This window comes from Limnohabitans sp. 2KL-3 (assembly GCF_001269405.1).
Lineage (GTDB): Bacteria > Pseudomonadota > Gammaproteobacteria > Burkholderiales > Burkholderiaceae_C > Limnohabitans_A.
In genome coordinates this window covers 276,390-302,806 of record NZ_CXON01000005.1, presented here as the reverse complement: position 1 = coordinate 302,806, position 26,417 = coordinate 276,390, and the positions used below count along the sequence as shown (strand labels likewise).

Genomic DNA, 26,417 nt, shown 5'->3' with positions numbered 1-26,417 from the left:
TGAGAGACAAACACCGAGTCCAGGCGGGCCATCCATCGGCCCCGCCTTGGCGAACGGAAGGCTACAAGAATAGCCGCAAAACAATGGCCCATGGCCGCACGCAGTGCGAGAAGCAAGCCCTCAACTGCCTATTTTTAAGGCACACCCCGACAAGCCAACAGGCATGCGCCCTCGCAGGCTTGTTCCATCACTTATCCACAGCTTTGAGCCCGGTGTTTGGGGACAGCCATCGCGGCAAAAAACAAGTCTGGGGGTGATGACAGAAGCTCGAATCAAACACTTATACTTGCACATATGTTTGGATTTTGGAGCTTGACCATGTCACAAATCACGCTGTATCTGGACGATGCCACACAGGCCTTGGTGGATGAAGCCGCCAAAGCCAACGGTGTCTCCAAAAGTCGCTGGGTGGCGGACATCATTCGCACCTATGCTGCACACGATTGGCCACAAGACTGTTTGGCGCTGGCGGGTCGTTTTTCGGACTTTCCTTTGCAGGGTGATAGCGCCAAAGAACAGCCCACCGATGTCCCGCGCCATTCTTTTTAATCAGCGGCCATGTTGATCCTGGACAGCAACACCATCAGCTATTACTTCAGGGGCGACCCGCAAGTCGTCCCTCGCATGCATGCGCTCAGGCCGGGCACTCTGGGCGTTCCGGCCGTTGTGGAATACGAGTTGCGCTATGGTTTGTTGCGCTTGCCTCAAGAGGCGGCCACACCCAGGTTGGCCGCTTTGACGCAATTTCTTCGCCCCTTGCAAATGCTGCCTTTCGATCACGAGTGTGCTGCACATGCGGCCAAACTTCGCGTCGCACTGGAAGCCGCAGGCACCCCCATCGGTCCGCACGACACCCTGATTGCGGCCACCGCCTTGCGCCACCAAGCCACCTTGATCACGCGAAATGTGCGTGAATTTTCACGGGTGCCTGGCCTGCAATGGCTCAACTGGCATGAGGATTAGCGATCAATCAGGCGCTGCGTGGGGGTGCCCCGCCACCCGGGCGATGGGAGGAGGTCTGCTAGGCTTTATCGCGGCGAGGGCACCGCTCCTACAAAAAGGCTTAGAGCCAACATCACCCGGCTGGCTCAATTGAGCCAGCCCAAGCGCTCAAACGTCCAGAACAAACCCAACACCACGATGGTCGAGGAGCCTCCAAACACCAGCACCCAGCGGTAAAACCAGGTGCGCCGCAAACCCCAGGCCAAGGGCAAAAACGCCCCCACAATGGCCAGTTGCCCCAACTCGACCCCCAAGTTAAAGCCCCCCAACGCGGCCAGCAAGGCGCTGGCGGGCAAGCCCAAGTCCAGCAACACACTGGCAAAGCCAAAGCCGTGCACCAGGCCAAACACAAACGCCAGACGCCAGCGCTTGAGGGCGCTGAAACCCAACAGGTTGTTCAGTGCCGCCAGCACCACCGACAAGGCAATGGCAGGCTCCACCCAATCAGCGGGCGGCGTGAGCACGTCCGTGATGGTCAGCCCCAGCGTGATGGAGTGCGCCACCGTGAAGGCCGTGACCACCGCCAACACATCCATGACCACGGGCCGCGCTTGCGGGGCGGCAGGCCAATGCGTCACCCTTTGGCGTTTGGCATGCAAAGGGGCCAGCAGCAAGAGGCTGAGCAAAAAAACAATGTGATCGATGCCGATCCAGATGTGCCACACGCCCTCCAAGATGTAACGGCCAAAGACTTTCCAAGGGCGGCTGTCTGCCAGGCTGACCTGCGCCTCTGGCCTGTCCGGGCTGAGCAAAACGCTGCTTTGCACACCCGCCAGATCCACCTTGAGCAAGCCTCGGTGCAAGCTGTCACGGTCAAACATCAAGCCATAGCGCAGCCCCAAACTGGCGTTGGCCGCGTCGGCCGTCGAAGACAGGCCCGGGCATTGCACCGCCCACAGGGCACTGAGGTATGTGCCGTCGGCTCGCTCACTCGCTTGCAAGTCGGCGGTGCCCAAGGTGCAGGCTTGGCCACTGGCCGTCAGACCAAGGCCTTGGGCCAACCAAAGCTGCAGCTCAGCGCTTCGGGCCTGGGTTTCAGCCCAAGTGACCTGGCCGTCACGGTCTGCGTCCAGATCAAAAATCAGGTCCACGTCGCGCCAATGAACATCGGCTCGCAAGCTCAGCTCAGAACCCGATGCGCTGAGCGTCAAAAAACTGTTGCTGCTGGAGTGCGCCTGCACCCCTTGCGCACACAACAGTCCCACCCAAACCATGGCAAACGCCACAAGCCCATGGCGAAGCCCACCCCGTTGAGACCAGAACATCATGGGCGGCCCCCTGTCCAGCTGGGATGTGACTGGAGCTGAGCCAAGAGGGGCTTCAATTGGGGGTCGGTGTAGCCGGTTTTTTGGGCCCAATTGAGCACCGGTTCCGCCGCGCGGACTTGGCCCTGAGCCAGCGCAGCCTGAACAAACAGCAGCGCATCGGGGGGTTCTTTTTGCAGCTGCCAATTTCGAATCGACAAGGCCAGCCCCGCTTTCACGTCGCGGCCGTAACTGATTTGGTAAATCAAAGCAGGCCGCTCGATCAGTGACTCTTGCCGCTGCCCTTGTGATTGCTGCCGCGCCTCGAACTGTTGGGCCAAACGGGGTTCATCGGCATCTTTCAGCCCCCGGCTGGCCAGCAGGGCTTGCATCAGCAGGGCGTCGGTCATGATGGCCGTGCCACTTTGCGCTTGGCCGGGGGTTGCCATGGCGATGGTTTTGGCTTGTTTGAACTGGCCTTGCTGATTGAGCAGTTCGGCCAAAGACAGGCGAATCAGATGCGACTGTGGACTGACTTTCAGGCGCTGCCCCCACACCTCCAGGGCACGGGCAGGCTGCCCGGCCACGCGGTGCGCCTCACCCCTGTGAAAACTCAACCAGTCTTGCGACGAGTCGTCTTGAAAGCGGGCCCATCGAATCGCGCGGCTCAGCATGTCCACAGCGTCCAAGGGCTGACCACTGCGGTAGCGCAAAACCGCGCGGTAGGCCAAGGCTTCCTCGTCGCCAAAACGCCGGGCGATCTCGTCGGCATCTTGCTCGGCGGCTCGCATGTCGGCCAACAACAGATGCAAGGCAAAGCGCCAAGACCACAATTCAGGGCGACCGGGCTCCAGGGCAATGGCCCGCTCAATGTCCTGCAACCCCTCATGGAAATCATGAAAGCCCTGCTTGACCAAACCCCTTAAAAAATAAGCCTCGGCAGGCAAATTTTGCGCATGCCACCAAGGGCTCAAAGCCGCCTTGGCCGAGCCATACCAACGCAAATCACCCTCGGTCAGGCCCAATGTAAAAACGGCCCGGGCATAGGCCAGCGATGCGCTCAAATCTTGAGGTTGGGCACGCCAGGCCTTGTCCAAAGTGCGCCAAGCGGCCTGGCGGTCACTGCCAGCATGCACCGACGTGGGCAACACCACATGCGTCTGTGTCGGATTGAAACGCTCTTGCGCCGAGGCCAGCGACACCCCCCAACACAGCACGCACAAGGCCACAGTTGCACGGGTTGGCAGGGGAATGGCACGCACTGAAGTGGGCCGACGACTTTTGTCCATGTTCAACGTGTGCCTTTGATGATCGCTACGATGTTAGTGTGTGTTGGCTTACCCTGATGCGCAATTCTGGCCTTTTTTCCATTCTCTTTGCTCGAAGGTATTTTTATGAAATTCGTGATGACCGCTTTTGTTTCCGCTTTCATGTTGGTGTCCATGCCTGCCTTCGCTGGCAGCCACGGTGGCGGCAAAATGGACGACAAAAAAGTCGACTGCTCCAAAAAAGAAAACGAAACCAACCCTGCTTGCGTGAAGAAATAAATCCCTTCGCCCTCTGCACCAACCCCTCTTGAGGGGTTTTTTTTCGGGTTCATTGCACCCGGAGCCTGGTCATTGGTTCAAGACATGACATGGCGTCAACTCATCGCAACAAAAAAAGATGTCATCTTTGATTTACAAGCGATAACACCTAGGCACTGAAGGCTTTCAAGCCTTGCAACCCTTGTTTCAAAAGGTTATTGTCAACTCTTATTTACGGATCACTTGATGTACCTCAATTCAGCGGGCCTTCACTTCAACCCGCTCAGGGTCTACGCCAACACCTTGTTGACCTGGATGTCCTCATGGGGTCAGGGTCACAACCCATCAGCCATGCAGCAGTCACGCAACACCGATTTTTCGAACGGTCAGGACGAGTGCAAAAAATCGCTGACCCAGGTGATCGAAAGCCAGATCATCCCGCGCCTGGTGCAAGCCCACAGGGTGGAAACCCGTGCGCAGACCCGTGAGCTGCCTGGCGGCCCAACCATTTCCATGAAACAAGTGGCCACCTTTGTGGCGCTGAGCAAATCCAGCCAAACCTCTGAAACCACGCAGTTCATCGACCAACTGCTGCACGACGGTGTGACCACCGACTGCATTTTTCTGGAGCTGATCGCGCCTGCCGCCCGTCAACTCGGCCAAATGTGGGAACAAGACCTGTGCGATTTCACAGAAGTGACCTGCGGCTTGGTGCGCATGCACGAAATCACCCACCGCCTGGGTTTTGAATACCAAAACGGCCCCCAACTCGGCGGCGATGTGCAACGCATCATGTTGGCCTCAGCCCCCGGATCGCAGCACTTTTTGGGCATGACCATCGTTTCTGATTTCTTTCGCAAAGCAGGCTGGGATGTGGTCATCGAAATTTCGCTCAGCGAAAAAGAACTGGTCCACGCCGTCAGCAACGAGTGGTTTGACGTGATCGGCATTTCTTGCGCCACCGAAGCACAGCTCAAGGCCCTGCCCGGCCTGATCCATGCACTCAAAGGCGCTTCGGGCAACCCTGAGCCCGGCGTCTTGTTGGGTGGCCCCATTTTTACCGTGCAAGAGCACGATGCCCGAAGCCTGGGTGCCGACGGCATTTGCATCGACGTCAAAGAGGCGGTCGCCTTGGCCGCTTCTTTCCGCACGCGCCCGGACTGAGCCCCCGCTGGGCTTGCCCTTGAGGGGCAAAGACCATTCACACCTTGGCGCTGCACTGCGAGCGGGTCTGCGTTAAAAGCTTGGCTTAGCTCCCATGAAAGCGCTTTTGTGAACAACGCCCCCCTTGGCTCCGCAACCACCGAATTGCCCCACCCATCGCCGCCCCATGCGCCAACAGGCCCCGACATGCCCACCGCGTGTGGCACGCTGACGGTGATGTACGACGGCTCTTGCCCTTTGTGCCAACGCGAAATCGGTCTTTACCAATCGCTCACCCCTTTGCAGCCCGTGGCATGGCTGGACGTGAGCGCGGCGAATTTGACACCCGCGACACGCCAGCAACTCATGGCCCGCTTTCACGTTCAACAAAGCGACGGCCAACTGCTCAGCGGCGCTGCAGCCTTTGTGGCCCTGTGGCTGAACATGCCCGGCTGGCGCTGGCTGGGTCGGCTGGGCCGTTTACCCGGTGTGACACCGGTGTTGGAAGTGCTTTACCGTGGCTTTTTGCCGCTTCGCCCCACGCTTCAAAAGTGGGTCAAAAAACACACCGCGCCTTGAGCACTGCACCCTTGATGTCCAGCACACCCTTTGCCATGGAACCTGAGGTCGCCCCTGCAATCGACCCCGCCCGCGTGTCCGCCATCGTGGCCATGGCTTGGCAAGACAACACGCCCTTTGAAGCCATTGCCTTGCAATTTGAGCTGAGCGAAACCCAGGTGATTGCATTGATGCGCGAGCACCTCAAACCCCGATCGTTCAAAGTCTGGCGCATGCGGGTGCGTGGCCGCACGGCCAAGCATTCGGCCTTGCACCAAGCCAAACACCACAGCAGTCTCCCGCTGGTGTGCGGCCCCAACAGCTTGGCTGCGCTGGCGCTTTTGCACCCGGATGACAGCGAAGACTATCCCCTGCCCCACGCCAACATCACGCGCCAGTCTTTGCGCTGAAGCGGCTCAAGCCCTTTTTTGAAGCCCAGAGGCGTTGGTCGGCTGCTGCGCATCGGCGGGGTTGTCGTGCGGCAAAAAGTCGTGCGGCTCAAAGGCCAGGCGCTCGCCGTGCCCCAAGGCGACCGAAGCCTCAAAACCTGAAGGCTCAGGCAGCATGGACTGCAATACGGTCAACACGTTTTGCAAGCGCGGATCGTGGGCTTGCGCATCATCGGTGGTGTCGTTGATGCAAAAAAACGCCAGCTCACCAAACTCGGCCTGCAAAGCCTGCAACTGCGCGTTTTGATCGGCTTCGCCCGTTGACACGTAGCGGTGGCGGTAGGGCCGGATACTGGCCAGGCCATGCGCCAAGGCCCAGCGCAACACAAAATCCGACACGATGGTGGGCTTGTCCCAGCTGCGAAACACGGTCGAACGCACCGCAGCAAACAACTCGGGGGCCGTCTGCTCCAGCTCCATCAAAATCGACTTGAGCATGGGCCGGGGCGAGTGCGCAAATGTGCGAAACGTGCTTTGGTACAGCGGGTCCTGCTCGCGCAAGGCCGCTGCCCCCGAGCGGGCCTTGTCGCTGAGCCACTGAATCGACAAACGGCACGCGTTTTCAAGCGAAGTGGCGTCCATGCGCATGGCCTCATCGGTCACCAGCGGCTCATCTGACCAGGTGACGTGAAAACCTACATCGGTGAACCAATCACTCACCTGCACGGGCGCACCAAAAAATACATCGTCGTTGAAGTAAAAGTACCGCTCGGACAGCCCGGGAATGTGGTGAATCCATGACTCGATGTGGCCCGAGTCAAAGGTGGGCAAGGACGATTCGGGCATCAAATCGCGGTGATCGACCAGCGTCAACCGGTCTGAAGCTTGCAGCCAATCGGGGGCCTGTGCGTCGGTCACGATGTAAACATGGCCGTGATCGGGAAAAAACTTCTCCAAAGCCCGCAGGCTGTAGCGCAGCTCGTGGTTGTCGCGAAAGCGGCCCTCCACATTGCTGTAACGGGCCATGGCCGCGCTGCTGTCAGAAGGCAGCTGCTGCAAAGCTGCTTGGCGCTTGGCTCGCCAAGCCGAATCGTTGCCGTCCACCCACAAATAAACAATGTCGATGGCGGCTTGGGGCATGGGGGCGTTGGTTTTTTTCAAGGCACGCAGTCTAGCAGTGGTGAATGAAACGGGTTTTCAATAACCGCTCTGAGCTCAGGGCCACTGGTCAAAACAAAGCACCAAAAAATTAATAAGCATGCTTATAATTTGCCGTCCACATTCTTTCTATTGGAGCGTCATGAGCAGTGTTTCCACACATCTTCCCGTCCTTGTTGCTGGTGGTGGCATTGGCGGCCTGGCAGCCGCCTTGGCTTTGGTGCGCCAAGGCTTTGCCGTCACCGTGCTCGAACAAGCCCCCGAAATCGGCGAAATCGGCGCGGGCATCCAAATTGGACCGAATGGGTTTCATGCGTTTGACGCTTTGGGCGTCGGCGACAAGGCCCGTGGCCGCGCCGTTTACACCGACTTCATGGTGATGCACGACGCGCTCGACGAGTACCAAGTGGGCAAGATCCCCACCGACGAAAAATTCCGCGAACGTTTTGGCAACCCCTATGCCGTGATCCACCGTGCCGATGTGCACTTGTCCTTGCTCGAAGCAGCGCAAGAAACCGGGCAAGTGCAATTTCACACCAGCACCCGCGTGGAGCGCATCGAGCAGAACGAGAGCAGTGTGACCGTGTGGGACCAAAACGGCAAAGCCTTCCAGGGCTGTGCCCTGATTGGGGCCGATGGCGTCAAGTCGGTGGTACGTGAGCAATTTGTGGGCGACCCGGCCCGTGTCACGGGCCATGTGGTCTACCGCGCCGTGGTCGACAAAAAAGACTTTCCCGAAGACTTGCAATGGAACGCCGCCGCCATCTGGGTGGGCCCCAACTGCCATCTGGTGCACTACCCCCTGCGTGGTGGCGAGCAGTACAACGTGGTCGTGACCTTCCACAGCCGCGAGCAAGAAGAATGGGGCGTCAAAGACGGCAGCAAGGAAGAAGTGCAAAGCTACTTCCAGGGCATTTGCCCCAAAGCCCGCCAGTTGATCGACCTGCCCAAGACCTGGAAACGCTGGGCCACGGCCGACCGCGAGCCCATTGGCCAATGGACTTATGGCCGCGTGACCCTGCTGGGCGACGCCGCCCACCCCACCACCCAGTACATGGCACAAGGCGCCTGCATGGCCATGGAAGACGCCGTCACTTTGGGCGAAGCCTTGCGCACTCACCACAACGATTGGCCAAAAGCTTTGGACATGTACCAACGCGCCCGCGTGGCCCGCACTGCCCGCATCGTGCTGTCCAGCCGCGAGATGGGCCGCATCTACCACGCCAAAGGTGTGGAGCGCCTGGTGCGCAACGACCTGTGGCGCGGCCGCAGCCCCGAGCGCTTTTATGATGCGATGGAGTGGCTGTATGGCTGGAACGTGGGCAACTGCCTTGACGCCGCCATGGATCCTGCACGCTGATGTTTGAATTTTGTACACAGGTATCTCGCAGGTCGGTGGCTATAGCCCCGACATTGCGGGCTTCGGCGCAGGCTGCATGTCGGGGCTAAAGCCACCGACCTACAACTGCCCACACGCGGCGCAACACAACTGAACAGAACGGAGACACATTCATGAACGACCTTGGACGCATCGAAGACTTGCCCGCAGACTATGTGCAGGACTTGCGCAACGTGAACCTGGTGCCCCTGTGGCCCAGCCTGCGCGGCGTGCTGCCCCCCAAAGTGCCCACGCGCCAGACACAGCCCACCTGCTGGGCTTACAAAGACATCAAGCCGCTCTTGCTCAAAGCAGGCGAGCTGACCCCGATTGAAAAAGCCGAGCGCCGCGTGCTGGTGCTGGCCAACCCCGGCCATGGTCTTGACAAAATGCAGGCCTCGGCCGCCATGTACTTGGGCATGCAATTGCTCATGCCCGGCGAATGGGCCCCCAGCCACCGCCACACACCCAACGCGGTGCGCATGGTGGTGGAAGGCGAAGGCGCCTGGACCACGGTGGACGGCGAAAAATGCCCCATGAGCCGGGGCGACTTGATCCTCACACCCACAGGCCTGTGGCACGAACATGGCCACGACGGCACAGACCCCGTCATCTGGCTCGATGTGCTGGACCTGCCCCTGGTCTATTACATGGAGGCCAGCTACCACATCAACGGCGACCGCCAGACCGTGGTGCCCGGCCAGGGCGACAAGCAATACGCCCGTAGCGGCGTGGTGCCCTCGCATGTGTTTGAGCGCAGCAAAAAAGCCTACCCCATGCTGCGCTACGCTTGGAAAGACGCCAAGGCCGCGCTCGAATCACTGGCCTCTGACGATGCCGGTTTGGAACAGGTGCAAGTGACTTACACCAACCCCGAAACCGGTGGTGACGCCGAAAACATCTTGGGCTTTTACGCCCTGATGCTGCGCCCCGGCCAGACCTTGCGCTTGAGCGCCCGCTCGCCTGCGCAGGTGTTTCACGTCATCGAAGGTGCTGTGCAAGCGCAGATCGTGGCCAGCACCTTCACCCTGCTTGAGGCCGACACCTGCTGCGCACCCGGCTATGAAGCCGTGACGCTGACCAACTTGCAAGCCGACCAACCCGCCTTCATCTTCATCGCCGACGAATCGCCACTGCACCGCAAACTGGGCGTTTACGAAAACCGCGGCTGATCTTTTTCCCCATGTAGGAGCGACGCCCCCGTCGCGATGCACCTTCGACAAAAACCATCGCGACGGGGGCGTCGCGCCTACAACAACACCATTGAAAAAACCATGACCACATACCTTTTCACCCCCCCTGCCATTCAGTCTCTGCCCATCCGTGGCCAGCAGGAACGCTTCCCGATCAACCGCATCTTCTGCGTGGGCCGCAACTACCATGCGCACGCCGTCGAGATGGGCCGCCCCGTCGACAAGAGCGTCGAGCAAGCCTTTTACTTCACCAAGTCACCACAGACCTTGGTCGAAAGTGGTGCCACGGTAGATTACCCCCCGCGCACCAACAACTACCACTTCGAGATGGAGCTCGTGCTGGCGATTGGCAAAGAAGGTTTCCGCGTGAGCGAAGCCAATGCGCACGAGCTGGTTTATGGCTACGCCGCCGGTCTGGACATGACACGCCGCGACCTGCAGCTGGTGGCGCGCGACAAAGGCCGCCCTTGGGACACGGGCAAGGACATCGAGCAAGGCTCGGTTTGCAGCGAGATCGTGCCCATGCCCGGTGTGGTGATCGAGAACGGTGCGATTGCGCTGGAAGTCAACGGTGCGACCAAACAGTCGTCCAACGTGGACAAGCTGATCTGGAACATCCGCGAAATCATCGCCGACCTGTCCACCTACTACCACCTGCAGCCCGGCGACCTGATCTACACCGGCACACCCGAAGGCGTGGGCGCAGTGGTCACAGGCGACGAAATCACCGGCCGTATCGAGGGCGTGGCCGAAGTGGCGCTGACCATTGGCGCAGCCGGCTAAAGCAGTCCGACACAGGATACGCACGCGGCAATAAGATGTTGGCATTGACCCACCCTGGTTGGGGCGACGCCCCTGTCGAGAAAACCCTCGCAGACCCACTGTCCATCGCCCCGAGGGCGGGGCTCCCACAAAATATGGGACCTTGACCCTGTGGAAACAACGCCCCCGATCTGTAAGTTCAAATATCCATCACCCATCAGGAGATCACCATGAAGCTCTACAGTTTTTTCAGAAGCGGCACCTCGCACCGACTGCGCATTGCACTCAACCTCAAAGGCATTGCCACCGACTATGTGGCGATAGACCTGCGGGTGGACGAACAGCAAAACGAAGCGTTCAAAGCCATCAACCCCCAAGGCCTGGTGCCCGCACTGGACACGGGCGAACAAGTCTTGATTCAGTCACCCGCCATCATCGAATGGCTGGAAGAAAAGTACCCCTCACCAGCGCTGTTGCCTGAGGGCGCTGAGGCCCGGGCGCATGTGCGCGCACTGGCGGCGATGGTGGGATGCGACATCCACCCGATCAACAACCGCCGCATTTTGCAAACCCTGCGCAAGCAGTTTGGTGCCAACGAAGCCGCCATCAACGCTTGGTGCGGCACCTGGATCAGCGAGGGGTTTGACGCCTACGAAGCTTTGATTGGGGCGGACAAGTCACGCGGACGTTTCAGCTATGGCGACACACCCACGCTGGCCGATGTGTATTTGATCCCACAAGTAGAAAGCGCCCGCCGTTTCAACGTGGACATGAGCCGTTGGCCGTTGATCAGCGCCATCGACCGGGCCTGCAGCGAACTCGAGGCCTTCAAACAAGCCGCACCGATGGCCCAGCCAGACGCTTGAATGCTTAAGCGTTGAGAGAACAGCGCTTGGTGCTTGGGCTGCACCCGGCCTGATGATGTTTTTTGTAGGAGCGACGCCCCCGTCGCAAAAAGCCTCGCAGAGCACCCCCATCGCCCCGAGGGCGGGGCTCCTACAAAATGCAAGCAGCCTTCCTGAAGGAGCGACGCCCCCGTCGCGAAAAGCCTCGCAGACCACCCCCATAGCCCCGAGGGCGGGGCTCCTACAAAATGCAGGCAGCCCTCCTGTAGGAGCGACACCCCCGTCGCGATAGAGCCTCGCAGACCACCCATCGCCCCGAGGGCGGGGCTCCTACAAAATGCAGGCAGCCTCCCTGCAGGAGCGACGCCCCCGTCGCGAAAAGCCTCGCAGACCACCCCCATAGCCCCGAGGGCGGGGCTCCTACAAAATGCAGGCAGCCTTCCTGCAGGAGCGACGCCCCCGTCGCGATAAGCCTCGCAGACCACCACCCATCGCCCCGAGGGCGGGGCTCCTACAAAATGCAGGCAGCCCTCCTGTAGGAGCGACGCCCCCGTCGCGATAAGCCTCGCAGACCACCACCCATCGCCCCGAGGGCGGGGCTCCTACAAAATGCAGGCAGCCTTCCTGTAGGAGCGACGCCCCCGTCGCGATAAGCCTCGCAGACCACTACCCAACGCTCAACGCTCAACGCCAAACACCTCGGTATCGACTTCGCTGTTGGCCTGCGCGTTGTAGCGGTCGCCTGCCACAGTGCTGTGGTTGATCAACGCTTCCAAGCGGCTCATCAAATCCGGATCGAGCCTCACGTCCACAGCCCCCAGATCATCGAGCAAGTGATTCACCGAGGTTGTACCCGGAATGGGAATGATGTCGTCCCCCTGGTGAAGCAACCAAGCCAAGGCCAGCTGAGCCGGGCTGCACCCAGCCTCTTGCGCCAGCGCATGGTATGCAGGCAAGAGCTTCAGGTTGGCTGCGTGGTTTTCAGGACTGAAACGCGGCATGCTGCGGCGGATGTCTTTGGCATCGAATGCGGCAATGTCCAACGCTGCGCCACATAAAAAACCACGAGCGACAGGGCTGAACGCCACAAAGCGGGTACCCAGTTCGCGACAGGCTTGCAAGACCGCGATTTCGGGGTTGCGGGTCCACAGTGAGTATTCGGTTTGAACCGCTGCAATCGGGTGCACCGCATGGGCTTTGCGCAAGGTGTTGGCCGACACCTCTGACAAGCCAATCGCTTGAATTTTCCCTTGACGCACCAAATCGCTCAAAGCGCCCACACTGTCTTCGATGGGCACCTTCTTGTCCCAGCGGTGCAGGTAATACAAATCGATCACATCGGTTTGCAGACGGCGCAGCGAGTCTTCGCAGGTTTTTTTGATCGTCTCGGGTCGACCATCGATCACACGCACTTTGCTGCCATCACTTTGCTCTACCCCTTGCATGCCGCATTTGCTGGCCAAGGTGAATTTTTGGCGGTGGGGCTTCAAGACTTTGCCCACCAAGGTTTCGTTGTTGCCAAAACCATACAGTGCAGCCGTGTCAAAAAAAGTCACCCCCCGGTCCAGGGCCGTGAGCAAAACACGCTCACCCTGCTCGGCCGAGACCGGCGCACCATAGGCATGGCTGAGATTCATGCAACCCAGCCCCAAAGGGCTGACCGAAAAAGAGGCAATTTGACGAGGTTTCATCGTCTTATCTTAGCCTCTAAATCACCCAGTTGCAGCCCCTCACCCAGGCCAACAGGGTCACCGCCCGTAGACCCCCGAGTGCGCAGACGCCACGGTTTGAAATCGCCACGCAGAGGCCATGGCTTTCTCTGGCACAGGCACAGGCACAGCAGCAGGCGCTTCAAGAGAACGGCCAGCGACTGTCCCCCAATCGATCATCACCATGCGATTTTCTTCACCCGATTCATCCGAAGTGGCATCAATGCGAAGGGTCATGGCCGCACGGTGCGCTGTCGGTGTCAAGTCCACCACACAAAATCGCCGACATTGCCCACGCAACACTTCTTCATGAAAAATCAAAAATGGCATTTTGGATTTTTCATCCAAAAAATCAACAAAGGGGGTGTGCTGACACTGTGAGCGCTGAATGTCCAACATGATGGCACCGGACAAATTGGTTTGCATCACATGCCCACGCATGTCCAAGGTGGCAAATCCCACCGGCGCAAAATCATAAGCATCGACATATTTTTGCAAATCTGCGCCTTGCACAGTTTCAGGCTCAGAGGTCTGCACGGCCACCACATACTGTGTTTTGCTGCGGGACGCTGAATCAGACAGTTGTGCCAGGCGTTTGGTGTACTGAGCCGCATCGAGCTTGACTCTGGCGTAACACTCACAGACCGATTGCAGCAATCGCTCGCGGTTTTCAATCAAGATTTTGCCTCTGCTGTTGCGAATCGCGCCGGCCGCTTGCAACTTGCCAGCCGCTTGTGTCACCGATTCTCTGCGCACCCCCAACATGTGGCCAATGGTTTCATGGGTGACCGACAGCTCACTGGCCTCCAGACCATCTGCGTTCAAAAGCATCCACTGACTGAGTCGTTCACTCACCGAATGGTGACGGCTGCACACAATGCTCTGGGCCATTTGTGTCATCAATGACTGCACGTAAGACAAGGCCAATTGATTGAGTTGCTCACACAGTTGCAAGCCATGCAAAAAGTGCTCGGCACTCATGCGCAGAGCCTGTCCGCTGGACTGAATTTGCACACTGTGCGACATGGACACAGCCCCCAAAACCAAGGGCACACCAATGATGCCGTGGCGTCCAGTCAAGGCCAATTCGGCGGTCTCACCTTCCACTGTGGTGGACAACAGCGATGCGGTGCATGTGGTTGGAAAGTAAACATGGTGCAAGGCCTCACCGCCTTGGTAAATGACTTGTCCCGAGGCCAAACTCACCACCTCTAGGCTGGGCAAAATCATGGCCAAGTTGTGCTCGCTCAGCGCCCCCAAAATCAGATTGCGCCGTGGGTTTGAGCCCAAAATGTCACGCAACACGGCCAAATCCTGACCCAGCTTGACCGGGGTCTGTCGCGCACCACCGTCCATCAAAATATCTGAACCCTCATCGATTGCTTGGTCTGTAGGAGCGTGATGTTTACTGTGCAACTGTGTCCACATGCTGATCTCCATTTCAAGATGGTGCTGCATACATTGCAACAAGGCCATGGACCCATGTTCGACCATGGCCGCCAGCGCGTCGATTGATCACAGGGTCAATTTGAATAGACCTTAGGGTCTATACCGCATGAGCACCATGCTCAATTCACACGTACTGAGCAAGCCACAAAAATCGTGCACCATGGGCTCAACATCATCGAAACAAACGTGGCGGCGTCATGACCCCGTAATTGGGGCCCACACCGCTGGAATTGGGCGCTTGACACAGGGTGCTCATCTGCAGCTCGATGTATTTGCCGTTGCCACCCTCGGCGTTCAAAATGTGCATACAAGCAAACCCACGAATCTTTGAAAAACTGCCAGGTGTCACTCGGGTGAGCACCGGCATCACGACAAACTCACACTTTTGGGTGCCCGCCGCACTGCAATCCTGAACCGCTTGAAACAGGCTATTTTTGACGCCGGTTTGAACCCAGATGTCATCGTCCAAGGACAAAGTCGAAGGGCTTCCGTCTTCGATCAATTGCGCAATCACATGGACCCCCGAGGCTTTCTCGGCCAAGGAACTCCACTCGCCTGAGTCACAGCTGTCATAGGCATAAAGTGAACCGACCCTGAACACCAGGGCTTGACCCCCAGCATCTTTGCGCGGGCCTGCAGGTGAACTCGAAGAATTCCAGAAGTTTTGGTACATGCATTCCGAAATGGCAAAGGGAAAAACACCGCCCGAATAGATCCGACCCGGTGAAGCCACCCCGGCCACAGCCGTGGCACTGACGGACTTGGAGACCATGTTCCAAATACCCGTCAAAAATGTTCGAACAGGCCCATCGTTTTCACCTTTGATTTTGGACACCCGCACCTGCAGTGCGGGGGCATCCTGTGAGGTGGGTTCTGTCGGCAACACTTGCAAGCCCAGCACATCCTGACCCATGTCCCAATAACCCGTGTCCACCCGAGCACTGAGCAAAGGCTGCCCATCGGCATGGTTCAATGCAATCGCGTCTTGAGCTTGTGCGGCAGCCGCATCCCAGTCGAGCGTTTTGCCCTTGTTTTTGTACAACACCATGGCACCCGCCAAAGCTGCCGCATCGGCGTCGTTTTGCAATTCATTTCGAACCACATGCAAGTGGGCCAAATCAATGGCCAAAGCCGCCAAGCCCACCAACAGCGGCAAGGTCAAGGCAACCAACAAGGTGACTGCACCACGCTGTGGCATCAAAGTGGGAGACTGTTGGGCGTTCATCTGTGATCACTCCTGAAGCATGACCGTGCTGGCCGTGAGCTTCCAGGGTTGCCCCAACACGCTGAACAACTGACCCAAACCCACCCCTTGAAAGGTGAAGGACACAGTCACCTCCAAGCTTTGCTGATCATCCTTCCAATTGGCACGAACAATTTGAACCTTGGGGTTCTGGGCATTGGCACCCCACTGCATGAGCGATCCTCGGGTGTAGGACAAGACCACTTTCTCAATATCAGCATCGCTCAACTTGGTGTTGCGAGCCACGACACCAGCCCGGGCACCTTCACGACTGGCATTGGTGAGGAGCGATTTGTCGAGCAAGGCCAAACTGATGTCAATCGTGCCCAACAACACCAGCAAAAGCAGGGGCAAGATCAAAGCGAATTCGACCACCGCCATGCCGCGCTGCGTGCGATGCGCGTGAACGCGGCCCGCTGCAGCATCGACTTGCATCTGCTGCGGGTCCCCAGTGGCTCGCCCCACCCTCAAGCCCAATACCCTGCACATGTCGAAACTCCTTGTGATCGTGCATGCAAGACACACTGCACTTTGCACAGCCTAAACACACGAAATAAAGAGTTCTGTGCGCTGCAAGACACGGCATGTGAACTCGCACACATCCCTCAACTTGTGTGCTTTGAAACACAGTCCGACATTGAATTTATTTTTAAAGTGGGTGATCGGCGGGGTTCATTCAACACCGGTGCAATGCCAAAAACCTGCAAAGCCAAGGCCCCCACAAGGCCCCAAACCAGCAAGACATTGGCACCAAGTTCAGCTCGATCCATCAACTCTGGAGTTACCCATCATGAAAAAAATCTTCGCAGCATTTCAGTCTTTTTGCGCCGATGAAAGCGGTGCGACCGCCATCGAATATGGCTTGCTTGCATCGCTGATTGCCGTCGCCATCATCGTGCCCGTGACAGCTGTGGGGGGTGCCTTGAAAGATGTGTTTGAAACCCTCACCACCTCGCTGACATAAAGGCAAGCCCCTCAAAAACCGAAGCCGCCATGACCCACTCTGCATTCGACCATGTGCATCTGCTGGCCTTGGCTGCCATGCTTGTGGCGGCCATGTGGCATGACGCAGGCCACCGCCGAATTCCGAACATGCTGGTGTTGTGGGGCAGCCTGACCGCGATCGGTCTGTCCCTGTCAACACTGGGCATTGGGCTGAATTCGGCATTGGCCGGTGGCATGGTCGGCTTCTTGGTTTTTGGGGTGCTTTACCGATTTGGCATGGTCGGAGCAGGCGACGTGAAACTGGTCGGAGCAACAGGTTTTTTCCTGGGGTATCCCGACATGTTTCAGGTCGTCTTGTTCATTTTTTTGGCAGGCGGCATCTTGTCGGTCACTTGGGCCTGGTGCACTGGAACACTCCACCAGTCATTGCAAAACCTGCACAGCGCTGTGTCATTCACATCGCCAAGACCCCAAGCACCAGCCAAGCCACGATTCATTTTGCGCATCGGTTCTGCGCGTTTGCCATACGCCTTGGCCATTGGTGCGGGCACCGCTGTGCATGTTTTGAGCAGCTGGATGGCTTGGCCCCTGTGACGATCACCCAACAAAGATGACACATGAGAAACCTTCGCCCCTTTGGTGTATTGATGATCGCGCTGATCCTTGGCCTGGCCGCCGCAGGTTATGCGGCCAAATGGCTGCAACAGCAAAATGAGGGCTCCACCCTGCAGGTGCTGGTGGCGGCACGGGACTTGCAAATGGGCACACGCTTGATGCCCGACATGATGACCACTTTGGCATGGCCCAAAGCCGCCTCGCTCAAAGAGCCCTTGATCCGCATGGACCAAGCCGTTGGACGCGTGATTCGCATTCCTGTGCTGCGTGGCGAACCCTTTTTGATGAACAAACTCGCCCCCATTGGCGACAAAGGCGGACTGTCCTCTGTGCTGAGCGAAGGTCAACGTGCAGTGACCGTCAAGGTCAATGAAATCGTGGGTGTGGCTGGTTTTGCCTTGCCAGGCAACTATGTCGATGTCATGGTCAACACCCCGGACCAAATGAATCAACCGGTGTCCAAAATCGTGCTGGAACGCATTCAGGTGCTGGCCGTTGCGCAAGATGTGGCCAGCACCGAAAACAAACCCCGGGTGGTCAATGCGGTCACTTTGCAAGTCACCCCCATACAGGCCGAGCAAATTGACTTGGCCCGCAGCATTGGCACGCTGTCACTGGTGCTGCGCAGTCAAAGCGATCAGTCGTCCGTGTCCACACAAGGTGCCCGAAAAATAGACCTGTTGCAAGGCACAGCGCTGGCCCAAGTGCCTGTCAAAGCCGTTGCTGCGCCTCGGGTGGCCAGCAACACAAAGATCAGCAAAACCACCCACCCACCCCAAGCTGCCCCATCCCCCAATGAGGCTGAGCCACCGCGTCTGGAAGTCATACGCGGTCTGCAATTGACCAGGGAGTCAGTGCGTGAATTCAACCCTTGACCGTGCATTGTTGATTGATTGCTTTGAAAAAGAAAACACCATGACAAGACCCACGCCCTGCCCATTGAATGGCTTGAAGGCCACCCTACTCACCGCATCTCTTGGCCTGTTGCTTTGGATGACACCGAAATGGGTCAGCTCTGCCACCTTGCCCCACCCACCCCCCGATCTGCGAACCGCAACCACACTGAGCACAGACGCACTGCGAAAGACTTTGCCTAACCCGCCCCCCAGCAGCAAAGCATCGAGTCAACCAGACATTCAAACCGTGGGCTCTGTCCAAATGGCCCCAGCCTTGCGACTGACCGCAGGCAAGTCTCTGTTACTGCAACTGTCTGAGAACGCTGCACGCTTGTCGGTGGGCAACCCCGATGTGGCCGATGTGGTGTTGATCAACCAACGTGAAATTTACCTGCTCGGCAAAAAACCAGGCCATACCAATTTGTTGGTTTGGACTGCCAAAGGCAACACCACTTTGCGCGACATCAGCGTGGGCACCGACACCGACGCCCTGTTTGCCAAGTTATCGGAATACGTGCCCGGTGTCGAAAACTTGCGTGTGGACAGCGTGGCCGATAGCCTCGTCCTGAGCGGGCGTGTGAGCGATGGCATGAAGGTGCAGCGTTTGATGGCTTTGACCGAAGCCTTCAATGGCAACAAAAAGGTCATCAATTTGCTGCGGGTGCATGGCACACAGCAAGTCATGCTCGAAGTCAAAGTGGCCGAGGTGTCCAAGACCCTTCTTGATGAATTGGGGGTCGATGTCAACCTCACCCGCACTTTCGGCTCGACATCGGTCAACCTTTTGTCACAACTGCTCAGTGCGGGATCCACCGCTTTGACCACCAGCCGCGCCAACGGCATGAGCACCGTGACATTGACCGCAGAGATGAAAAAAGGTTTGGTCAAAGTGCTGGCCGAACCCACGATCACCGCCATCAGTGGGCAAGAAGGTTCGTTTTTGGCCGGTGGAAAAATCTACATTCCTGTACCGCAAGCCAATACCAACGGCAGCACCACCATCACACTGGAAGAAAAAGAATTTGGTGTGGGTTTGCGCTTTTTGCCCACCGTGCTCGAAGACGGCCTGATCCATCTTCGCGTGACCCCTGAAGTCTCTGAACTTTCACAAGTCGGGACACTGGTCAAAGGCATAGGCAACCAAAGCAGCTTGTTGCCGTCCATCACCACACGCCGCGCTTCCACCACGGTGCAATTGCGCGACGGTGAAAGTTTTGCCATTGGTGGCTTGGTCAAAAGCAATGTCACACAAACCATCAAGGCATTTCCCATATTGGGGGAACTGCCCATTTTGGGGGCGCTGTTTCGAAGCACCGCTTTTCAGACAGAAAAGTCCGAACTGCTGTTTGTCATCACCCCCCGTTTGGCCAAAATATTGCCGCCCAACTACGCCTTGCCCACAGATGCCTACATCCAACCCACGCGGCATGAGTATTTTTTACATGGACAAATGGAGGGCCCTGCACCCATTGCCACCCCCATTGCCGACCCCGTGCCGACGCCCACGCCGTCCATCGAACCCCGCAACGTCCAGACCGTCACGCCATGAGCTTGCGCACCATGAACTCACACTCACCCGCCCCATTGCCCACATGGATCGCCATGGCTTGCCTGTGCTTTGTGCTCATGGCTTGCCAAGCGCCTCCAACGCTGTTGGACCAACATTTCGGTCACGCCGTGAAAGCTGCACAAAACCAGCCAACACGTCAAGCCACACCCCAAACCTGCCCTCATCACACCCTGTCGCAGCACAGCGCCCGTCATGGCGACATCGCGCCCAAAATGGCTTGCCATCCAAGCGAAGGCAGCGACAGCGATGGCATCGCAGCCCAATCCGCCATTGAGCAATACCAGCAAAGTTTTCAAAAACCTGCCAGTCGCCCATCAGCCACCCACATCGGCAGCGGCCTCGGCTCAACCCTAGCCCCCTGAAAGCCACCCATGTTCATTCATGCCATCGCCTCGGGTGAAGCGCTGCAAAAAGCCTTGCAAGAGACCCTGCTTCAACACCATTTCAGCTTGAGCCAATGCACGGTCAGGGGTGCCGATCACCGCTTGTTGCCTTTGCTGGAACACACCCTGCACGAAGCTGGAATGGGCGATGTCTTGCTGATCGACATGCCATTGGCCACACGCACCGACGACTTGACTGCACTCGAAACCTGGCTGAGCACTCGGCCGGATTTGCACGTCATGGCGCTGTGTGAGAACAGCGGCCCATCCTTTTTGATGCAAGCCATGCGATCAGGCGTTCGAGAGATCCTGGCCCTGCCCCTGAATCCCCAAGAACTCCTTGAAGGCCTTCAACGCGCAGCGACACGGGCATCCGCTCAAACCATTCGCTTGGCCCCCAACACCGCAAGCCCAGACACCTCTTTGGCATCACCACCTCGCGGAAAATTGCTGACGTTCATGAGCAGCAAAGGGGGCAATGGCAGCAGTTTCATTGCGGCCAACATCGCCCATGTCTTGGCCGATGAGTTTGATCGCTCCTGTGCATTCGTGGACATGGATCTTCAGTGCGGTGATGCCTCTTTTTACCTGAGCAGTGGCACCCAGACCAATTCATTGTTCGACTTAACCCGCCAAATTGATCGCCTGGATGTGCAGCTGCTGGCCAGTTGCATGCATGCGGTCACGCCTCGCTTGGGCTTGCTGGCCGCACCCCATGACATGGAAAGTGCTCTGACGATTTCGGCGCACGACATCGGAAAGGTGCTGAACATGGTTCAAAACCAACACGAGGTGGTCTTGGTGGATCTTCCCCGCACACTGAACGTCCTGTCCTTGAAGGCGCTGGACATGGCCGATGTGATCTTCATCGTGACCCAATGCAACACACCCGATGTCCGCGATGCCCAGCGTTTGGTCAGCACGCTGCGTGCATTGGGCTACAAAGACAACAAATTGCGTCTTTTGGTCAACCAGCACACCTCGGGGGCTTGGGTCAGCCTGCCTGAGCTGGAAAAAGCGGTGGGGCTGAACGTCACACACACCCTTCCCAGCCTCCCACAGTGGGTCAATGAAGCACTGCACACCGGAAAGCCACTGGCCTCGGTGCATGACCACAACGGCGTGATGCACGCCTTGCGTGAGATGGCTGGCGCACTGCTGGACACCACTCCTTCCAAAAACCGCCATTGGTTGCAACGCTGGATTGGCCGACGGGCTTGAGCCCATCCCGAACACGACTCCATGGCATTGATCTGACAAGGCTGATTTGTGAAACCCAATCTTCGATCCCAGTTTGAAAATCTGTCGTCAGTCAGCACAGCGCCAAGCCCCCCGGCCTTGCTGGCTCCCAGCCCCCAGGCCTCGGATATGCAACTGGATGAATGCAAAACCCGCATCCACCAAGAAATTTTGTCGCGCATGGATTGGCAACGCCTTGAAAGCATGCCCCCAGAGCGTTTGAGAACCGAGCTCCAAACCCTGACCGAAGAGCTCATGGTCAAACACAAAATGGCCCTGAATGAGACTGAACGCCGGGTGGTTGTCCAAGCCATACAAGACGAGATGCTGGGCCTGGGGCCGATCGAGTCGCTTTTGTCAGACCCCAGCGTCTCTGACATTTTGGTCAATGGCCCCCACCAGGTGTATGCCGAGCGACACGGCAAGATCGTGGCCACCAACATCCAATTTGACGACGATGCCCATCTGCTCAGGGTCATTGACCGCATCGTTTCCCGCATAGGCCGCCGTGTGGACGAAATGAGCCCCATGGTGGATGCACGTTTGCCTGACGGCTCAAGGGTCAACGCCGTCATTGCGCCCTTGGCGCTGGACGGCCCCTTGTTGTCCATTCGCAGGTTTTCCGTGATCCCCTTCACCATGCAAGACCTGATCCGAAGGGGCACGCTGACCGAGGGGATGGCCGAATTTTTACAAGGACTGGTCAAAGCCAAATTGAACATGCTGGTCTCAGGCGGCACTGGCAGCGGAAAAACCACACTGCTCAACGTCATGTCGTCGAGCATTCCTGCCGACGAGCGGATCATCACCATCGAAGACGCGGCCGAACTGCAGCTGCAGCAACCCCACGTCATTCGCATGGAATCGCGCCCACCCAACATCGAAGGCAAAGGCGAGATCACACAACGCGACTTGCTGCGCAACAGTTTGCGCATGCGACCTGACCGAATCATCATGGGCGAGGTGCGGGGCGCCGAGGTGCTGGACATGCTGCAGGCCATGAACACCGGGCACGACGGCTCCATGACGACCATTCATGCCAACTCGGCAAGAGATGCATTGACCCGCCTGGAACACATGCTGGGCATCGCAGGCCTGAAGGCCGAATCCAGGGCCATGCGTCAGCAAATCAGTGCCGCTTTTTCGGTGGTGATTCAAGTGTCCAGGCTGTCGGATGGCCAGCGCAAGATCACCAGCATCCAGGAGATCACCGGCATCGAAGGCGATGTGATCACCATGCAAGAAATTTTCAAATTTGAGCAAACCGGTCTCAACCCAACCGGGGCTGTACAGGGCCAATTCATGGCCACTGGCATTCGGCCCCAATTTGCCCAGCGCCTGTCCACACGCGGCATCGTCCTGAAGGACACGCTGTTTGAGCCAACCCAGCGTTGGTCTTGAGCATGAGCACCGCCTACCTCACTTTTTTATCGCTGACCGCGATGAGCATGGCCTTGCTGGCCTGGGGCCTGCGAGGCATTTGGCAGCAAATGTTTGACCCCCGCTACAAGGCCCTGGCACGGCGCTTGGCCACTTCTGACCCGGCAAGGCTGCAATCACTTTCACTCAGTTTGCGGCCCCGGCGACAACTCAGTCAGTGGGCTTGGGCAGAAAACATCTTGCAAACCCTGCCGGGCATATCGCAGCTGGACATTTTTTTGCTCCAAACGGGCCTGAAGCTGAGTGTGGGTCAAATCACGGCCGGGGTCATGGCGCTGGTGTTGGGCAGTCTGTTGGTGGGGCTGATGCTGAACTGGCCTGCTTGGCTCGTGTGGTTTTGTTCGCCCGCCGGGGTGGCGCTGCTGTGGACTTTTTTGAACCACCACCGGACACAGCGCATGGACCACATCGGCAACGCCTTGCCCAATGCCCTGGATTTGATTGCACGCTCCATGCAAGCAGGACATGCCTTCATCAGCGCCCTGCAAATCGCGGCCAAAGACAGTCCAGCCCCCCTGTCCACAGAGCTGCGTGCCGTGTTTGATGAAATCAATTTTGGGGTCAGCAGCTCGCAAGCCTTGCAGTCTTTGTCCAACCGGGTGGCCAGTGAAGACATTCGTTATTTTGTGGTCGCTGTCATCATCCAAAGCGAGACGGGCGGCAATCTGGCCGAAGTGCTCAAAAACACCGCCATGCTGATTCGCAAACGTCAAAACATCGCGGGACTTGTTCGAGTCTTGTCCGCCGAAGGTCGCATCTCTGCCGTCATTTTGTCGGTCATGCCTTTTGCCTTGGCCGCATTGATGAGCCTGCTCAGCCCGGGATTCATCTCCAAACTGTGGACCGACCCCATCGGCCTGAAAATGGTCTACACCTCCTTGTGCCTGATGCTCTTGGGCATCTTGTGGATGTGGCGACTGATCAAGATACGCGTCTGATTTCTGGTTTGGAAGGCATGCAATGAGCTCTTTTTCCTTTGTGTTTGTGGCCCTCGTTTTTGCGCTGACACTGAGTGTGAGTTTGGTCCTGTTGAGCCTTTGGATGCCCAAACCCGGACACGAGCGGCTGACGCGGCTGATGAGCGCCAACCAGCCCACCCCCCCTCATGCTTGGAGGCGATCCAAAAATCGATTGCAGTCAGCCTTGTTGTGGTTCAGCCCTTGGGCTGCGAGTTTTTCTGGCGGCTCATCCGATGCACCAGGCGAAGCCCCCTCGGCTTTAAAACAGCAATTTGCACATGCCGGTTGGCGCTCTTTTGCAGCGCTGCAAATGTATTTCACCAGCAAAACCATGCTGACCTTGCTGCTGCCCGCAGTGGCCTGGCTCGTGATCACGGGCAATTCATGGACCTTGCACCCCATGGTTCAAACCAGTGTGCTGATTGTGTGTGCAACGGCTGGTTATTACTTGCCCAACATGTTTGTCAAATGGTGTGTACAGCGTCGGCAATTGGCTTTGCTGCACGCCTTTGCGGATGCCCTGGATTTGCTGCGCGTTTGTGTTCAGGCCGGTTTGGGTCTGGATGCGGCCATGGAGCGCGTAGGCCGTGAAATGCGTTACGCCAGACCCGAATTGTCTGAAGAATTTGCACTGACAGGACTGGCCCTGAGAGCAGGCTCCTCACGGGCAGAGGCATTGCGCGGACTGTCTTTGCGTGTGGGCTTGAAAGACATTGACGCTTTGGTCTCGGTCTTGATTCAGGCAGACCGTTTTGGCTCCAGCGTCTCAGACGCCCTGCTGGTCCACTCAGATGCCTTGCGATCACAGCGACGACTGCGGGCCGAAGAAGCCGCAGCCAAACTGCCTGTCAAATTGCTCATCCCACTCATCTTCTGCGTTTTCCCATCCTTATTGACCGTCTTGCTCGGACCCGTGGTGGTCACGCTGTCGCATCAGTTTTCTAAAACGGCTGGTGCCTGATCCCCCAATTACCCTGGTCCTATGGGCCAACTCCACGGCATTCGAAAAGTACTGTCCTGTGAAGTGGATTTTTCCTGATCAGTATTCGTTTTTTGGGATCGCTTAGTCTATTGCCAGCAGGGCTGCCCAAAATACCGTTGATGGGCAAAAGTCACGCACCTTGGCTCAGGCCTTGAAGGTATGGGCTGTTGTTGCCTCAGCCAGCCAACTCCGAGCTTTGGAGCTCACTGAGAACCCCCACTTGATCCATGTGTTTGCCGTTCGACACGGATGAACAAACACCGCCATCGGCAGCCCCCCCCAAGTCCAGCACCCCATCTGCCGTCCAAGCTCGCGCTTCAAAGTCTGCGGCACCTCACATCTGAGCGCATCAAAACCCTAAAATGAATACTTGTTAGGTCAATTTCAGTATTTTGTAATTTCAAAAAATACAATGAAGCTGGCCCCCCAACTTCACCCTTCCTTCAGAAAGAGTCCGATGATGAACACCTGCAAAGCCATTGGCGTGGTCGTGATGAGTCTGGGCTGTGCCCTGGCGCAGGCCCAAGCAGGGCACCTTGAGCGCATCTCAGCCAGCCAAAGCCTGCGGGTGTGCATTTGGCCCGACTACTACGGCATTTCTTACCGCGACCCCCGAACCCAGCAGCTGCAGGGCATTGATGTGGACATGGCGCAGCACTTGGCCAAAGACTTGAAGGTGGCCCTGAAATTTGTCAACAGCTCATTCGCCACCCTGATCGATGACCTGACCCAAGACCGTTGCGATGTGGCCATGTTCGCCATTGGCATCACGCCTGCGCGTTCAGAAAAACTCCGCTTTACCCAGCCACACCTGGTCAGCGACATGTTTGCCATCACCACCAAAAGCAACCGCCGCATCAAATCGTGGGCCGACATTGACCAAGCGGGTGTCGAGGTCTCGGTCGCCAAGGGCACGGTGCACGAGGCCGTGATGCGCGACAAACTCAAAGCCGCCACCCTCAAGGTCAACCCCACGGCGCAGGGGCGCGAGCAAGATGTCGAGTCCGGGCGGGCCGATGTGTTCATGACCGATTACCCGTTCAGCCGCCGCATGTTGGAGCAAACCGATTGGGCCAGGCTCGTCAGCCCGCCAAGCACCTACCACCTGACGCCTTATGCCTATGCAGTGGCCCCCGGTGACGAGCGCTGGTTGGCGCGGATGAACCAGTTTGTGCGGGACACCCAACAAGATGGTCGCTTGATGGCGGCGGCCAAGCGGCATCGCCTTGAATCGATTGTGTCCAGCGAGCGATGACGCCTCAACCACGAAACCCTTGGGGGCTCAAATGGGGGGCCGCCTCGTTTTGGGCGGCGGCAGCTTTGTTGCTGACCTTGGTGTTGGGTTTGACGGCGTTCAACCTGTGGCGTTTGCGCACGGTGGCGCTGGACAACGGCTTGGTCACTGCGGCCCAATTTGCCAACGCCTTCGAAGAGCATCTGAGCCAGACACTCAGTCTGGTGGATGTCAATTTGGTGAATCTGGCCGAACTCGACAAGCCCGACAGCGCCATGGCGGCTTTGATGCGGCATGCACGCTACATTCGGTCAATTTCTTTCACCGACGCACAAGGCGTGGTTGTGCACAGCTCGGAAGCCCGTAACCTCGGGCTCAGGGTCGAGGATTCGGCATTGTTGCCACAGGGCCCTGAGCCTTTGTCCATTTTGCGCATCGGCCCACTCACGGGCGGGCGGGCGGGACCTTTTTAACGCCCAAGCCATCAAGGCGGGACAAGCCGCGCCTGCCCAAACGTTCATCTTGGTTCAAAGGCAATTGCCAGGGGCCGATGGG

The 26,417-nt window shown here is 57.9% G+C and carries 28 protein-coding genes; 20 read left to right on the top strand and 8 right to left on the bottom strand.

Features of this window, described 5'->3' with window-relative positions; all coding sequences use genetic code 11:
- Window positions 1-318 precede the first annotated feature (318 nt).
- Both AMM41_RS09950 and AMM41_RS09945 read left to right on the top strand, forming a co-directional pair.
- Window positions 319-549: a ribbon-helix-helix domain-containing protein gene (locus AMM41_RS09950; RefSeq protein ID WP_089957085.1), complete on the top strand. Its 231-nt coding sequence runs from the start codon at window positions 319-321 to the stop codon at window positions 547-549.
- A 9-nt stretch (window positions 550-558) separates the two neighbouring features.
- Entirely contained in the window at window positions 559-963 is a 405-nt protein-coding gene (locus AMM41_RS09945; protein WP_089956954.1) for a type II toxin-antitoxin system VapC family toxin, read from the top strand.
- Between the two features lie 125 nt (window positions 964-1,088).
- Here the strand turns inward: AMM41_RS09945 and AMM41_RS09940 are convergent, their stop codons facing one another.
- From AMM41_RS09940 to AMM41_RS21880, 3 genes are read right to left on the bottom strand one after another with little or no spacing between them, the layout of a single operon-like run.
- Entirely contained in the window at window positions 1,089-2,270 is a 1,182-nt protein-coding gene (locus AMM41_RS09940) for a HupE/UreJ family protein (protein WP_089956951.1), read from the bottom strand.
- Complete coding sequence (locus AMM41_RS09935; protein WP_089956948.1) at window positions 2,267-3,535, bottom strand: tetratricopeptide repeat protein; 1,269 nt, start codon at window positions 3,533-3,535, stop codon at window positions 2,267-2,269. The genes AMM41_RS09940 and AMM41_RS09935 overlap by 4 nt, the downstream gene beginning before the upstream one ends.
- 2 nt (window positions 3,536-3,537) lie before the next feature.
- On the bottom strand, window positions 3,538-3,846 hold the full coding sequence (locus AMM41_RS21880) for a hypothetical protein (RefSeq protein ID WP_146186335.1): 309 nt from the start codon (window positions 3,844-3,846) through the stop codon (window positions 3,538-3,540).
- Between the two features lie 172 nt (window positions 3,847-4,018).
- Between AMM41_RS21880 and AMM41_RS09930 the strand changes: the two genes are divergently transcribed.
- The 3 genes from AMM41_RS09930 to AMM41_RS09920 all read left to right on the top strand — a co-directional run bounded on the left by AMM41_RS09930 (window position 4,019) and on the right by AMM41_RS09920 (window position 5,883).
- Window positions 4,019-4,936 carry a cobalamin B12-binding domain-containing protein gene (locus AMM41_RS09930; protein ID WP_228769210.1) on the top strand — a complete coding sequence of 306 codons (918 nt, stop codon included), beginning with the start codon at window positions 4,019-4,021 and terminating at the stop codon, window positions 4,934-4,936.
- Window positions 4,937-5,044: 108 nt separating this feature from the next.
- On the top strand, window positions 5,045-5,494 hold the full coding sequence (locus AMM41_RS09925; RefSeq protein WP_228769209.1) for a thiol-disulfide oxidoreductase DCC family protein: 450 nt from the start codon (window positions 5,045-5,047) through the stop codon (window positions 5,492-5,494).
- Window positions 5,491-5,883, top strand: coding sequence for a TIGR03643 family protein (locus AMM41_RS09920; RefSeq protein ID WP_228769208.1), 393 nt, complete (start codon window positions 5,491-5,493; stop codon window positions 5,881-5,883). The genes AMM41_RS09925 and AMM41_RS09920 overlap by 4 nt, the downstream gene beginning before the upstream one ends.
- Before the next feature lie 6 nt (window positions 5,884-5,889).
- Here AMM41_RS09920 and AMM41_RS09915 read toward each other — a convergent pair whose 3' ends face one another.
- On the bottom strand, window positions 5,890-7,023 hold the full coding sequence (locus tag AMM41_RS09915; RefSeq protein ID WP_228769207.1) for a stealth family protein: 1,134 nt from the start codon (window positions 7,021-7,023) through the stop codon (window positions 5,890-5,892).
- A 139-nt stretch (window positions 7,024-7,162) separates the two neighbouring features.
- Between AMM41_RS09915 and AMM41_RS09910 the strand changes: the two genes are divergently transcribed.
- The 4 genes from AMM41_RS09910 to maiA all read left to right on the top strand — a co-directional run bounded on the left by AMM41_RS09910 (window position 7,163) and on the right by maiA (window position 11,219).
- On the top strand, window positions 7,163-8,380 hold the full coding sequence (locus tag AMM41_RS09910; RefSeq protein WP_089956944.1) for a 3-hydroxybenzoate 6-monooxygenase: 1,218 nt from the start codon (window positions 7,163-7,165) through the stop codon (window positions 8,378-8,380).
- 152 nt (window positions 8,381-8,532) lie between these two features.
- Window positions 8,533-9,570: a cupin domain-containing protein gene (locus tag AMM41_RS09905; RefSeq protein WP_089956941.1), complete on the top strand. Its 1,038-nt coding sequence runs from the start codon at window positions 8,533-8,535 to the stop codon at window positions 9,568-9,570.
- Between the two features lie 102 nt (window positions 9,571-9,672).
- Complete coding sequence (locus AMM41_RS09900; protein ID WP_089957072.1) at window positions 9,673-10,374, top strand: fumarylacetoacetate hydrolase family protein; 702 nt, start codon at window positions 9,673-9,675, stop codon at window positions 10,372-10,374.
- A 209-nt stretch (window positions 10,375-10,583) separates the two neighbouring features.
- On the top strand, window positions 10,584-11,219 hold the full coding sequence (gene maiA, locus AMM41_RS09895) for a maleylacetoacetate isomerase (RefSeq protein WP_089956938.1): 636 nt from the start codon (window positions 10,584-10,586) through the stop codon (window positions 11,217-11,219).
- 656 nt (window positions 11,220-11,875) lie between these two features.
- On the opposite strand, the gene AMM41_RS09890 is transcribed toward maiA, so the two are convergent.
- The 4 genes from AMM41_RS09890 to AMM41_RS09875 form a co-directional block, all read right to left on the bottom strand.
- The gene (locus AMM41_RS09890; protein ID WP_089956935.1) at window positions 11,876-12,889 is read right to left on the bottom strand and encodes an aldo/keto reductase; all 1,014 of its coding nucleotides are present in this window, start codon (window positions 12,887-12,889) and stop codon (window positions 11,876-11,878) included.
- A 57-nt stretch (window positions 12,890-12,946) separates the two neighbouring features.
- Window positions 12,947-14,335, bottom strand: a complete 1,389-nt coding sequence (locus AMM41_RS09885) for a Crp/Fnr family transcriptional regulator (RefSeq protein WP_194944698.1) — start codon at window positions 14,333-14,335, stop codon at window positions 12,947-12,949.
- Window positions 14,336-14,528: 193 nt separating this feature from the next.
- Entirely contained in the window at window positions 14,529-15,581 is a 1,053-nt protein-coding gene (locus AMM41_RS09880; RefSeq protein WP_089956930.1) for a pilus assembly protein TadG-related protein, read from the bottom strand.
- 6 nt (window positions 15,582-15,587) lie between these two features.
- Window positions 15,588-16,088 carry a TadE/TadG family type IV pilus assembly protein gene (locus AMM41_RS09875; RefSeq protein WP_089956927.1) on the bottom strand — a complete coding sequence of 167 codons (501 nt, stop codon included), beginning with the start codon at window positions 16,086-16,088 and terminating at the stop codon, window positions 15,588-15,590.
- A gap of 301 nt (window positions 16,089-16,389) precedes the next feature.
- Here AMM41_RS09875 and AMM41_RS09870 point away from each other — a divergent pair, with 301 nt between their 5' ends.
- From AMM41_RS09870 to AMM41_RS21875, 11 genes are all read left to right on the top strand, one after another.
- Window positions 16,390-16,563, top strand: a complete 174-nt coding sequence (locus tag AMM41_RS09870; RefSeq protein ID WP_089956924.1) for a Flp family type IVb pilin — start codon at window positions 16,390-16,392, stop codon at window positions 16,561-16,563.
- A gap of 29 nt (window positions 16,564-16,592) precedes the next feature.
- A complete protein-coding gene (locus AMM41_RS09865; protein ID WP_089956921.1) occupies window positions 16,593-17,138 on the top strand; it encodes an A24 family peptidase in 546 nt (181 codons plus the stop codon).
- 23 nt (window positions 17,139-17,161) lie between these two features.
- Complete coding sequence (gene cpaB / locus AMM41_RS09860) at window positions 17,162-18,034, top strand: Flp pilus assembly protein CpaB (RefSeq protein WP_089956919.1); 873 nt, start codon at window positions 17,162-17,164, stop codon at window positions 18,032-18,034.
- A gap of 268 nt (window positions 18,035-18,302) precedes the next feature.
- A complete protein-coding gene (locus tag AMM41_RS09855) occupies window positions 18,303-19,604 on the top strand; it encodes a type II and III secretion system protein family protein (protein ID WP_228769206.1) in 1,302 nt (433 codons plus the stop codon).
- Between the two features lie 11 nt (window positions 19,605-19,615).
- Window positions 19,616-19,987 (top strand): hypothetical protein, encoded by a 372-nt coding sequence (locus tag AMM41_RS09850; RefSeq protein ID WP_146186278.1) that lies wholly within the window; start codon window positions 19,616-19,618, stop codon window positions 19,985-19,987.
- 9 nt (window positions 19,988-19,996) lie between these two features.
- Entirely contained in the window at window positions 19,997-21,229 is a 1,233-nt protein-coding gene (locus AMM41_RS09845; protein WP_089956913.1) for an AAA family ATPase, read from the top strand.
- Between the two features lie 117 nt (window positions 21,230-21,346).
- Window positions 21,347-22,648 carry a CpaF family protein gene (locus AMM41_RS09840; protein ID WP_228769205.1) on the top strand — a complete coding sequence of 434 codons (1,302 nt, stop codon included), beginning with the start codon at window positions 21,347-21,349 and terminating at the stop codon, window positions 22,646-22,648.
- Between the two features lie 2 nt (window positions 22,649-22,650).
- On the top strand, window positions 22,651-23,625 hold the full coding sequence (locus AMM41_RS09835; RefSeq protein ID WP_089956907.1) for a type II secretion system F family protein: 975 nt from the start codon (window positions 22,651-22,653) through the stop codon (window positions 23,623-23,625).
- A gap of 22 nt (window positions 23,626-23,647) precedes the next feature.
- The gene (locus AMM41_RS09830) at window positions 23,648-24,607 is read left to right on the top strand and encodes a type II secretion system F family protein (protein ID WP_089956904.1); all 960 of its coding nucleotides are present in this window, start codon (window positions 23,648-23,650) and stop codon (window positions 24,605-24,607) included.
- 481 nt (window positions 24,608-25,088) lie between these two features.
- Window positions 25,089-25,883, top strand: coding sequence for an ABC transporter substrate-binding protein (locus tag AMM41_RS09825; protein ID WP_199233514.1), 795 nt, complete (start codon window positions 25,089-25,091; stop codon window positions 25,881-25,883).
- Window positions 25,880-26,335, top strand: coding sequence for a hypothetical protein (locus AMM41_RS21875; protein WP_194944697.1), 456 nt, complete (start codon window positions 25,880-25,882; stop codon window positions 26,333-26,335). The genes AMM41_RS09825 and AMM41_RS21875 overlap by 4 nt, the downstream gene beginning before the upstream one ends.
- Window positions 26,336-26,417: the final 82 nt, after the last annotated feature.